Annotated in this window: 9 protein-coding genes; 3 read left to right on the top strand and 6 right to left on the bottom strand. The window is 65.4% G+C overall.

All coding sequences use genetic code 11. The features are described from left to right. Positions 1-60: 60 nt before the first annotated feature. Positions 61-1,185 (bottom strand): diguanylate cyclase, encoded by a 1,125-nt coding sequence (locus tag J4D28_RS05375; protein ID WP_051423560.1) that lies wholly within the window; start codon positions 1,183-1,185, stop codon positions 61-63. Between the two features lie 264 nt (positions 1,186-1,449). Between J4D28_RS05375 and J4D28_RS05380 the strand changes: the two genes are divergently transcribed. The 3 genes from J4D28_RS05380 (at position 1,450) to J4D28_RS05390 (ending at position 3,664) form a co-directional block, all read left to right on the top strand. After that, entirely contained in the window at positions 1,450-2,844 is a 1,395-nt protein-coding gene (locus tag J4D28_RS05380) for a VOC family protein (RefSeq protein ID WP_029527360.1), read from the top strand. A 234-nt stretch (positions 2,845-3,078) separates the two neighbouring features. Beyond that, complete coding sequence (locus tag J4D28_RS05385; protein ID WP_016705075.1) at positions 3,079-3,372, top strand: type II toxin-antitoxin system RelE/ParE family toxin; 294 nt, start codon at positions 3,079-3,081, stop codon at positions 3,370-3,372. Position 3,373: 1 nt separating this feature from the next. Continuing rightward, the gene (locus J4D28_RS05390; RefSeq protein WP_009048177.1) at positions 3,374-3,664 is read left to right on the top strand and encodes an addiction module antidote protein; all 291 of its coding nucleotides are present in this window, start codon (positions 3,374-3,376) and stop codon (positions 3,662-3,664) included. Between the two features lie 399 nt (positions 3,665-4,063). On the opposite strand, the gene J4D28_RS05395 is transcribed toward J4D28_RS05390, so the two are convergent. The 5 genes from J4D28_RS05395 to J4D28_RS05415 form a co-directional block, all read right to left on the bottom strand. Then, entirely contained in the window at positions 4,064-4,651 is a 588-nt protein-coding gene (locus J4D28_RS05395; RefSeq protein WP_009048176.1) for a hypothetical protein, read from the bottom strand. Positions 4,652-4,769: 118 nt separating this feature from the next. After that, positions 4,770-6,152, bottom strand: coding sequence for an efflux transporter outer membrane subunit (locus J4D28_RS05400; protein ID WP_009048175.1), 1,383 nt, complete (start codon positions 6,150-6,152; stop codon positions 4,770-4,772). Then, entirely contained in the window at positions 6,145-9,327 is a 3,183-nt protein-coding gene (locus tag J4D28_RS05405; protein WP_103330818.1) for an efflux RND transporter permease subunit, read from the bottom strand. The genes J4D28_RS05400 and J4D28_RS05405 overlap by 8 nt, the downstream gene beginning before the upstream one ends. Next, a complete protein-coding gene (locus tag J4D28_RS05410) occupies positions 9,324-10,514 on the bottom strand; it encodes an efflux RND transporter periplasmic adaptor subunit (RefSeq protein ID WP_103330819.1) in 1,191 nt (396 codons plus the stop codon). Before J4D28_RS05410 ends, J4D28_RS05405 begins: the two co-directional genes overlap by 4 nt. 101 nt (positions 10,515-10,615) lie before the next feature. Then, positions 10,616-10,753 carry a hypothetical protein gene (locus J4D28_RS05415; protein ID WP_016705072.1) on the bottom strand — a complete coding sequence of 46 codons (138 nt, stop codon included), beginning with the start codon at positions 10,751-10,753 and terminating at the stop codon, positions 10,616-10,618. Positions 10,754-10,791: the final 38 nt, after the last annotated feature.

Raw genomic sequence — 10,791 nt, forward strand, 5'->3', positions numbered from 1 at the left:
GCCCACCCTACCTGACAAATTCGCCACCCTCCATGCTGGCGCAATGCTCTGCGAGCGGCCTCACAAGGAGTTCAGCAGGGCCTTTGGCGAGTGGTCGCCGCGGCGGCAGCTGACCTTGTTGCGGCCGGTGGTTTTCGCCTCGTACAAGGCCTGGTCGGCATCGTTCAACCAGTCCAGGGCATCGCTGTGGTCCGGGGAATAGGCGGCCAGGCCGATGCTCAGGCTGACCTGCAGGGCCGGATTCTGCTCATAGCCCAATCCGCCGAAACGGCAACGCAAGGCCTCCATCAGTTCGGCGGCATGCTCCAGCGGCACGTCCGGCAGGATCACGCAGAACTCGTCGCCACCGTAGCGTCCGGCCTGGTCGCTGATCCGCAGGTTCTGCTTGAGCAGCTTGCTCAGCTGGCGCAACACAATGTCGCCGGCGACATGGCCGTAGGTGTCGTTGATGGCCTTGAAATGGTCGATGTCGATCAGCGCGATGGCGCCGCCCTGGTTCTGGGTCGAGGTCTGGCGCCGGCAGCGCTGGAACTCGATTTCCAGCTGGTCCTTCCAGGCCCCGTGATTGAGCAGGCCCGACAGGCTGTCGGTGCGGCTCAGGGCCAGCAATTCGCGTTTGTGCCGGGACAGGACATTGGCCTGCTGGTAGCAGATAAACCCCAGGGCCAGCGGATACAGGGTCAGCATCGGCAGGCAGGCATAGAGTTGCAGCGCACTGCTCTGGGCCACGAACCCGACGCCGAACAGCAGCAGCCCGACAGCGATCCCCAGCGCTTGCGCCAGGCAACCGGCAAGGAAAAACGGCACGCCGCCCAGGGCGATATTGTTCATCGCCATCAGCGACAGGGTGGTGGTGGTCGGCAGCGGGTTGAAGTGCATGGCCGCCACCCAGAACCCGCCGAGGAAGGCATCCATCAACAGGTTGCGATGCTCGCCGCGAAACGGCACTGCCGAGCGGCGCGCCCACTGGTACGCCAGGTGCGGCCAGATGAAGGCATTGAACAGCATGAACGCCCAGACCCAGGGCGGCGGGCGCAGCGGGTACATGCCCGCGGACACGCAAAGGAAACCGAGGGCCAGCCCCAGAATTCGCGTCTTGTATAGCCTCCTGGCCAGTGAAAGTCCCTTTCCTCCATTGTGCGGCGTCAAGGCCAAGTCGCCTCCGTTGAACGGTACGCAAGCCATGGGATGCGGTCGTGTTCAGAAGTCTATCAGCGCAACGGCAAATAGCCATCACCGCTCAGCCCCCCGGAAACCGCTACGGCTCGCCTGGCCGCGAGGGCCCATGCCCGCCCAGGGCAAACCGTGCAGCCGCCCTGCCCGCCTGCATTCATTTGCAGAATGAAGTCCGGAAGAAACTTCGTTTGTCAGCACACCCCGCGCCGACCAGAATCAGGCCCAGCCAACACCGCTACCCTCTTTGTCTCACTACGCCGGGAATCCTTGTTTATGAGCCTGCAGAGCTTCGTCAGCCCAGACCTGATCCGCCAACGTTTTTCACGGGCGATGTCGGACATGTACCGCGAGGAAGTGCCGCTGTACGGCGCCCTGATGGAGCTGGTGGCCCAGGTCAACGCCGGGGTCCTGGGCAGCGACGAGAGGATCGCCCGCCAGCTGCGCAGCACCGGCGAAATCCAGCGCCTGGACCTGGAACGCCACGGCGCCATTCGCGTCGGTACCGCCACGGAACTGGCGACCCTGGGCCGGCTGTTCGCGGTGATGGGCATGCAGCCGGTGGGTTACTACGACCTCACCCCGGCCGGCGTGCCGGTGCATTCCACGGCCTTTCGCGCGGTGCATGAAAGCGCCCTGCAGGTCAGCCCATTCCGGGTCTTCACCTCGCTGTTGCGCCTGGAGCTGATCGACAATCCGCAGCTGCGCGACTTCGCCGAATCGGTGCTGGCGCGCCGGAGCATTTTCACCCCGCGCGCCCTGGCCCTGATCGAACAGGCCGAAACCCAGGGTGGCCTCGATGACCGCGCCGCCGAGGAGTTCGTCGAGCAGGCCCTGGAAACCTTCCGCTGGCATCACAGCGCCACGGTCACGGCCGGGCAGTACCAGCAACTGAGTGCCCAGCACCGGCTGATCGCCGATGTGGTGGCGTTCAAGGGGCCGCACATCAACCACCTGACGCCACGCACCCTGGACATCGACCAGGTGCAAGCACTGATGCCCGCCCACGGCATCACGCCCAAGGCGGTGATCGAAGGCCCGCCGCGCCGGGAATGCCCGATCCTGCTGCGTCAGACCAGCTTCAAGGCGCTGGAGGAAGCCGTATCCTTCACCGACCAGCCCGACAGCCGCGGCAGCCACAGTGCGCGCTTCGGCGAGATCGAACAGCGCGGCGCCGCCCTCACCCCCAAAGGCCGGGCGCTGTACGACCAACTGTTGAACGCTGCACGCGACGCCCTCGGGGACTTCCCCAACGAAGCCAACGCCCAGCGTTACAACACACTGATGGCCGAGCACTTCCGCGCCTTTCCCGACAACCATGAAGCCATGCGTGAACAGGGCCTGGCGTACTTCCGCTACTTCGTCAGCGACCAGGGCCTGGCCGCGCGCCAGCAGGCGGACCGGCCGACGAGCCTGGAGGCGCTGATCCGCGCCGGGCATGTGCGGGCCGAGCCGCTGGTGTACGAGGACTTCCTGCCGGTCAGCGCCGCCGGGATCTTCCAGTCCAACCTGGGCGACGATGCGCAAAGCCACTACGCCGGCCACTCCAACCGGCAGGCTTTCGAGCGGGCCCTGGGGCGCCCGACCATCGATGAACTGCAGCTGTACGCCGACACCCAACAGCGCTCGCTCCAGGAATGCGCCGCGGCGCTGGGCCTGCCCACTCTCTGATTTTGCGTCCCACAGCATCAGCCAGAACGGCTGATGCTGGCCCTTTTTCGCACTCGCTGCAGGGCAATGGCTACAGGGTGTTTCGCCAGCCCTGATCGACAACATGCCGATACGAAACAGCCCGCCTCGCCCACTCCCCTCCTGCTTACCTTCCCATGACGCCTTCAGGTGCACCGTCAGTCGCCTGGGGGTCGTTACCCCTTTTTATTTTGTCTCTATATGGATACAGTCCTCATGGATTACGAGATCCTGCAGACGACCGTCTTTGCCCAATGGCACACCACACTACGGGACCTGCGCGCCAGGATAGCCATCGCTCGGCGTATCGAGCGGGCGTCGGCGGGCAACCTGGGCGATGTGAAAAACCTCGGCGGCGGTCTCTCGGAAATGCGCGTGAATACAGGCGCCGGCTACCGCCTCTATTTCACGGTTCGCGGCAATACCCTCATCGTCCTGCTGCTGGGTGGCGACAAGTCCAGCCAGCCTGCCGATATCTGCCAGGCCCGTTCCCTGGCCAAGGAGTTCTGATATGTCCGACACACTGGTTCCCTTCGACATCGCCACCCTGCTCGACAGCGACCAGGCGATCAGCGAATACCTGTCCCAGGTCCTGGCCGATGGCGATACCGACGAACTGATCCGCGCCCTGGGCCATGTCGCCAGGGCCCGGGGCATGACGCAGATTGCCAAGACCACCGGCCAGGGCCGGGCCAGCCTCTACAAGGCTTTTGCCCCGGGGGCCAAGCCGCGCTTCGATACCGTGGTCAAGGTCATGCGCGCGCTGGGCCTGCAGCTGTGCACCACCGTGCCCCGAGGCTGAAGCTGGCCAAGGCGACAGGCAATGCAGCAGGCGGCTGTGTCGCTAAGGCGTCTTGCTGGAGGGGGAGCCGAGCGCTCCTGGCAACCGCTGGCAACAGGCGTCGAACCTGTGCGGGTGGCATGAGCGGCGTTACGGAAATCGTGGGGCGGGAACCCCGAAGAGGGTGTTCGCCCAGTGCTCTGGCCTGGCAATCCATGCACCGGTAAAGAGCCCTTGCACCGGGCGAACGAGAACTATTTTAATCGAACAGGAAAAGAAAGTCCGTGCACATATTCTGAAGAATTCTGAACACAAAGCTGACGGAAAATTTGTCATTCCGCTCACCTTCGTTCAACTCCCCGCACGGACCTCCCGAGATCCGGCGCGCCGGCCGCCACAGCGACCAGCGCCCGGTCTCAGTCAACCTTCGTGCTGTGTCGTGACTTGCAACACATCGGTGTAGGTCACCACCACACTCTGGCCGACCTTGAGGTCTTTCAGGCGGGCCTGGACTTCCGGTTTCTCCACGTCCAGGACCTTCTTGTTGCCCGCCGGCCCCTGGAAGGTCAGCTGGTTGTTCTTCAGGTCGATGTCGGTGATCTTCAGTTGCACCTGCACCTGGCGATAGGCTTCGCCGCCCGGGTTGGGGTTGTCCTTGGTGGCGCGAACCACCCCGGCACGCTCAGCGGAATTCGGCAGGCCTTTTTCCACATCGGTGTCCAGCACCGCCACCACCGCGTGGGTGACCCGCACATTGACCTGATCGCCCACCTTCAAATTGCCCAGGTCCTTGGCCTGGTCGCTGAGTTGCACATGCACCGGCTGGCCCTGGGCGCCTTCCAGCACCACGCGATGCTTGGCGGCATCCACGGAGAGCACCTTGGTCACCAGTTCATCGGCCTCCACGGTACCGGCCAACGGAATGTCGGCGGCGTAAGCATGCAGGCTGGCAGCGGACAATAGAGTGGCCAAGGCAACGGCTTTGGCCAGAGAATGAAGCGGCTTCATAGACATTCATCCTTGTAATTGAAGACAAGACCCGCGCCTTTCAGGTGCGCGGTGCCGCTTGAGCATAGACGCTGTAAATGCCCATGCCGCCGCGAACCACAGATTCGTTGCTCCCTGTTCAACCACCGAGCGCCCGCACCAGCACAGCCTGGTTCTGCAACTGCGCGGTCTTGATCCGCGACAGCGCGTTCTGTGCCGTGAGTTCGACCCGCTGGGCCTGCAACACATCGAGAAACGGCGCCTCGCCGGCGGCCCAGGAGCGCTGGATCTGCTGCGCCGCCGAACTGGCCTGCGCCGCGGCACTGGCCAGATGCTGCTGGCTCTCGGCATTGCGCCGGGCCGCGGCGAGGGCCGACTCGACTTCCGCCACCGCGCCGAGCACGGTACGGCGATAGCCGAGCAAGGCCTGGCGCCCCTCGGCATCGCGCAGTTCCACCACCGCGCGCCGGCGTCCGCCGTCCAGCAGCGGCACACTGGCATTGATACCGGCCAGCCAGAAAGTCGAGCTGGCCAGGTTCGCGGCACTGACACCATCGACCAGCGAGCCCAGGGCCGCCGACAGGCTCAGGCGCGGCAGCAGGTCGGCCTTGGCCACCCCGACCCGCGCGTAGGCAGCGATCAGCCGGGCCTCGGCGGCACGGATGTCGGGACGCCGACGCAGCAGGTCGGCCGGGGTGCCGGCAGCCACCAGATCCACCTCGCTCAGTTGCGCCGGGCTGGCGGCGAACTGTTGGTACAGCGCCTCGCTCGGCTGCGCCAGCAACACTGCCAGGCGGTGCAACGAGCGCTGCCACTCCAGTTGCAGGGCCGGCACCTGGGCCGCAGTGGATTCCGACTGGGAACGCGCCCGCAGCAGATCGGCCTGCGGGCTGCTGCCCGCCGCATACAGCTGCTCGGTCAGTTGCAGGGTGCGGCTCTGGCTCTCGGCGTTCTGCCGCACAATGCTCAGGCGCTCTTCCAGCCCCCGCGCCTGGGCATAGGCCTGCACCACCTCGGTGACCAGCGCCACCTTGACCCCACGCGCCTCTTCCGCGCTGGCCTGCAGCTCGGCATCGGCGGCCCGCACGCCTTCGCGAATCCGCCCGAACAGGTCGATCTCCCAGGAGGCATCGAGACCCAGGCTCAGCGGCTCGGTAATCAAGGGGTCGCTGAACCCGGCCTGGTCCGCCGAGATCCGTTGCCGGGCGGCGCTGGCCCCCAGGTTCAGCTCGGGGCTCGCGCCGGCGGCCGCGACGCCGCGCAAGGCACGACTGGCATCGATCCGCGCCAGGGCGATCTGCAGGTCGAGGTTTTCCTCCAGCGCCCGCGCCACCAGGCGGTCGAGCAAGGGGTCGTGGTACAGCGTCCACCATTGCTCGGCAATGCCCGCCGCCGGTATTTGCGGCGCATTGACGAAACGCCCGGCGGGCGCCTCGACAGCCGGTGGCAAGGTCGGCGCGGCGCAGGCCGCAAGCAGCGCCGCGGTAAAGGCCAGGGCGGGAAAACGCAGCAGGTTATTCATGGACCACTCCCGAAGCAGAGACACTGGATGGGGCCTGCAACCGCCGCTCGCCCCCGGCGAGACGGCGGATCAGGACATAGAAGATCGGGGTGAACAGCAGGCCGAACAGGGTCACGCCGATCATGCCGAAGAACACCGCCGAACCGACCGCCTGGCGCATTTCCGAACCGGCGCCCTCGGACAGCACCAGCGGCAGCACACCGAGGATGAAGGCCAGGGAGGTCATCAGGATCGGTCGCAGGCGCAGGCGACACGCCTCCACCACGGCATCGACGATGCCCTGCCCGTCCTGCTCCTGCTGCCGCGCCACCTCGACGATCAGGATGGCGTTTTTCGCCGCCAGTCCCACCAGCACGATGAAACCGATCTGGGTCAGGATGTTGATGTCCAGGCCCATCAGGCGCACGCCACCGGCGGCGGCCAGCAGACACATGGGCACGATCAGCAGGATCGCCAGCGGCAGGCTCCAGCTGCCGTACTGCGCGGCCAGCACCAGGTAGACGAAGATCACACAGAGCGGGAATACCAGCAGGCCCATGTTGCCGGCGGTGGTCTGCTGGTAGCTCAGGTCGGTCCACTGGTAGGTGATGCCCGGTGGCAGGGTTTGCTCGGCCAGGCGCTCCATGGTTTGCAGGGCGAAGTCGGAGCCCAGCCCGGGCAAGGTGTCGCCGTTGATTTCCGCGGTCGGGAACAGGTTGTAGCGTGGGAAACGCTCGACCCCCAGCGACTCGTGCAACCGCGTGACGCTGGCGATCGGCACCATGTCACCGGCCTCGTTGCGCACCTTGACCCGCGCCAGGTCCTCTGGCGTGACCCGGTACGGCAAGTCTGCCTGGGCCGTCACCCGATAGGTGCGGCCCACCAGGTTGAAGTCGTTGATGTAGGTCGAGCCGAAATAGGTCTCGATGGCCTGGTTGATCTGGCTGCTGGGCACCCCGAGCATCTCGGCGCGCTCACGGTCCAGCTCGACGAACACCTGCGGCGTACGGGCCGAGAACGGCGAGTAGACACCGGTCATGCCCTGGGTCGCATTGGCCGCGGCGATCAGTTGCTCGGTGGCCTTGGCCAGGGCCTGGCTGCCCAGGCCGGCACGGTCCTGCAGGCGCATGGAGAAGCCGCCGGTGCTGCCCAGGCCCTGGACTGGAGGCGGCGTGGCGACAATCACCGACGCGCCGCTGACCACTTTCAGGCGCTCACGCAGGTCGGCGGCGATCTTGTCCGAGGTCAGGCCGCGCAGCTTGCGCTTGGACCAGGGCTCGAACACCGGCGCCAGGCCGGACGAGTTGGAAGAGCTGGTACCGGTGACCATGGAGAATCCGGAGAACGTCGGCACCCGATCGACACCCGGCACCTGCAGGGCGATGGCTTCGATCTGCCGGGAAATCTCGTTGGTGCGTTCCAGCGCAGCGCCTTCCGGCAGTTGCACGATCACCACCAGGTAACCGCGGTCCTGGGCCGGAATGAAGCCCTTGGGCGTGGACACCAGCAGGTAAGCCGTGGCCGCGATCAATACCGCGTAGATCGCCAGCATCAATGGAGTCCGCGCCACCAGCCCCCGCACGCTGCCGGCATACCCTACCGAAAGCTTGAGGAAGCCGCGGTTGAAACCTTCCGCTGCGCGCGTGAGCAGGCCGGCCACACCGCGCCGTGGCGCCTGATGCGCCTTGGGGTCGTGGCGGCGCAGAATCATTGCCGCCAGCGCCGGCGACAGGGTCACCGAGTTGAACAGCGAGATCGCCGTGGCCACCGCGATGGTGATGCCGAACTGACGGAAGAACTCACCGGAGATCCCCGGAATGAACGCCGTGGGAATGAACACCGCGCAGAGCACCAGGGTGATCGCCACCAGCGCGCCACCCATTTCCTTCATGGTGATCAGCGTGGCCTGCAACGGGCTCTTGCCTTCGGCCAGATGGCGCTCGACGTTTTCCACCACGACGATGGCGTTGTCGACCACGATGCCCACCGCCAGCACCAGGCCGAACAGGGTCAGGTTGTTGATCGAGTAACCGAGCATGGCCATGACCGCGAAGGTCCCCACCAGCGACACCGGAATCGCCAGGATCGGGATGATCGACGGACGCCAGCCTTGCAGGAATACCAGGATCACCAGCACTACCAGGATCACCGCCTCGTAGATGGTCTTGCCCAGCTCGCCGATGCTGTCGGCGATGAACGCGGTGGGGTTGTAGCCAATGCTGTATTCGATGCCTTCGGGGAATTCCTTGCTCAGGTCCTGCATGGTCTGCTCGACCACCTTCATGGTGGCCAGGGCATTGGCGCCGGGACGTTGCAGCACCTGCAAGCCGATGGCCGGATGGCGCAGGTAATAGGTGTTGTTGACGTAGGCCAGGCCGGCGATTTCGGTGCGCGCCACATCCTTCAGGCGCACCAGGCGCCCGGCGCTGCCGGACTTGATGACGATGTTGTCGAAGTCCGCTGGCTCTTTCAGGCGGCCTTCGAAAATCAGGTTGGGCTGGAAGGCCTGGGACGCCACCGGCGGTTGCGCGATCACCCCGCCCGCCACCTGGGTGTTCTGCGCGCGCACCGCGGCAATGATGTCCGCTGGCGTCAGATTGAAGGACGCCACGCGCTCCGGGTCGAGCCAGATGCGCATGGAGTATTCACGGGCGCCCAGCGGATTGATGTCACCCACACCGTCGATGCGCTTGAGGGTATCGGCGACGGTACGGATAGCGAAGTTGGAAACGTAGAGCTGGTCGTAGGTGCCCTTGGGCGAGGAAATGAAGATGGTCGACAGCTGGGTCGGCGACGACTTGCGCACCGACACGCCGCTGCGCTGTACCGGCTCCGGCAGGCGTGGCGTGGCCAGGGCCACGCGGTTCTGCACCAGCACCTGGGCCTTGTCGACATCGGTGCCGCTCTTGAACGTCACGGTCAGGTTGAGGCTGCCATCGGAGGTCGCCTGGCTGTACATGTAGAGCATGTCCTCGACGCCGTTGACCTCCTGTTCGAGGGGGATCGCCAGGGTCTCGGCCACGGTCTGCGCCGACGCGCCCGGGTAGGTCGCCTGCACCACCACGGTGGGCGGCGCGATGTCCGGGTACTCGGACGTCGGCAGGATCAGGTAGGCCAGGCCGCCGACGATCATCAGCACGATGGACAGCACGATCGCCAGCACCGGCTGTTCGACGGAGATTTTCCCCAGGTTCATAGCGGCGCTCCTTCGCTGGCCGGGGCCTTCGGCGCCAGCGCCAGGGCCTGCTCGCTGGCGGTCGCGGTCTCGCCGACGCGCACCCGCTGGATGCCGTCGACGATTACCCGGTCCTCGGGCAGCAGGCCGCTGGCGACTTCGCGCAGGCCGTCATGCAGCTTGCCCAGTTGCACCGGACGCAGTTCCACCTGGTTCTGCGCATTGAGCACATAGACCACCTTGCGCGTGGCATCGACGCTGATCGCCGTGTCTGGCAGCAACAGCGCCTGATAACTCGGGCGCCCGGAGAACTGCACACGCCCGAACTGCCCCGGGCTCAGGCGCAAATCCGGGTTGGCCACCCGGGCGCGCTGGCGCAGGGTGCCGGTGGACGGGTCGAGGCGGTTGTCGATGAAGTCCATGCGCCCGCTCAGGGTCGGCTCGCTCTGCCCCGGCAAAGCGATGCGCACCGGGTTCTGGCCCGCGGCGCCCTGCTCCTGGCGGCGGTACTTGAGGTAGCTCTGCTCATCGATATCGAAGTAGATGTCGATGGGGTCCAGGGACACGATGGTGGTCAGCAGGGTCGCATTGTTGTTGCCGCCGTTGACCAGGTTGCCTTCGCTGATCAGCTTGCGGCTGATCCGCCCGCTCATGGGCGCGGTGATGCGCGTGAACTCCAGGTCGAGCCGGGCATTGCTCAAGGCGCCTTCGGCGCTCAGGACTTCGGCCTGGGCCGCCTGCCGCGCCTGCAAGCGCTGGTCATACAGGCTGCGGGCAATGGTCTTCGATTCGATCAGCACCTTGGCCCGGGCATACTCCTGCTCGGCCAGGGCCAGCTGCGAACGTACCTGGGCCAGCTTGCCCTGGGCCTGGACCACCGCGGCCTGGAAGGAGCGCGAATCGATGACGAACAGCAGGTCGCCCTTCTTGACGATGGCGCCGTCGGTGAAGGCGACCTTTTCCAGGTAGCCGCTGACCCGCGAACGCACTTCCACCGAATCGGTCGCCTCGAAACGTCCGGTGAAACTGTCCCAATCGATGATCTGCCGGTTCACCGGCTGGCTCACCGAAACCGTCGGCGGCGCAGGCGGGGCCAGTACCTGATCCGGACCGCAGCCGGACAACGCCGACAGCAGCGCCAGGCTGACGGCCGACAATGCGGCAAACTTCATGGGTTTGGATTTCATCGCAGATAATCCTGGTTTCATAACTTTCTCCGGGGTTGGCGAACAACTTTTCAACCCAGTTTTCAGCCACACAAAAGAGTCGGCCGCCTACTTTCCAGCAGCGGCCGCTTGAACTTGAAACTTCAGTTTTGCGTCGAGCCCGCGCTCAGTGCGCGGTTTCTTTCGACAAAGGCGCCGGACTCCTCGGCCTGCACGCCGACCACGGAAGACAAGGCCAGCAAGGTAAGGAACAGGGCTGCGGATTTTTTCAGGCTGAACATGACGGAGAACCTCAGTGATATTTAAGTTGAGCGAATTC

Origin of the sequence: Pseudomonas sp. GW531-T4 (assembly GCF_017349615.1) — a bacterium.
GTDB classification, from domain to species: Bacteria; Pseudomonadota; Gammaproteobacteria; order Pseudomonadales; family Pseudomonadaceae; genus Aquipseudomonas; species Aquipseudomonas chlororaphis_I.

Coding starts and splice junctions, on each gene's coding strand:
- J4D28_RS05375 (WP_051423560.1), bottom strand. CDS start 1,185: ATGGCTTGCGTACCGTTCAACGGAGGCGACTTGGCCTTGACGCCGCAC.
- J4D28_RS05380 (WP_029527360.1), top strand. CDS start 1,450: ATGAGCCTGCAGAGCTTCGTCAGCCCAGACCTGATCCGCCAACGTTTT.
- J4D28_RS05385 (WP_016705075.1), top strand. CDS start 3,079: ATGGATTACGAGATCCTGCAGACGACCGTCTTTGCCCAATGGCACACC.
- J4D28_RS05390 (WP_009048177.1), top strand. CDS start 3,374: ATGTCCGACACACTGGTTCCCTTCGACATCGCCACCCTGCTCGACAGC.
- J4D28_RS05395 (WP_009048176.1), bottom strand. CDS start 4,651: ATGAAGCCGCTTCATTCTCTGGCCAAAGCCGTTGCCTTGGCCACTCTA.
- J4D28_RS05400 (WP_009048175.1), bottom strand. CDS start 6,152: ATGAATAACCTGCTGCGTTTTCCCGCCCTGGCCTTTACCGCGGCGCTG.
- J4D28_RS05405 (WP_103330818.1), bottom strand. CDS start 9,327: ATGAACCTGGGGAAAATCTCCGTCGAACAGCCGGTGCTGGCGATCGTG.
- J4D28_RS05410 (WP_103330819.1), bottom strand. CDS start 10,514: ATGAAACCAGGATTATCTGCGATGAAATCCAAACCCATGAAGTTTGCC.
- J4D28_RS05415 (WP_016705072.1), bottom strand. CDS start 10,753: ATGTTCAGCCTGAAAAAATCCGCAGCCCTGTTCCTTACCTTGCTGGCC.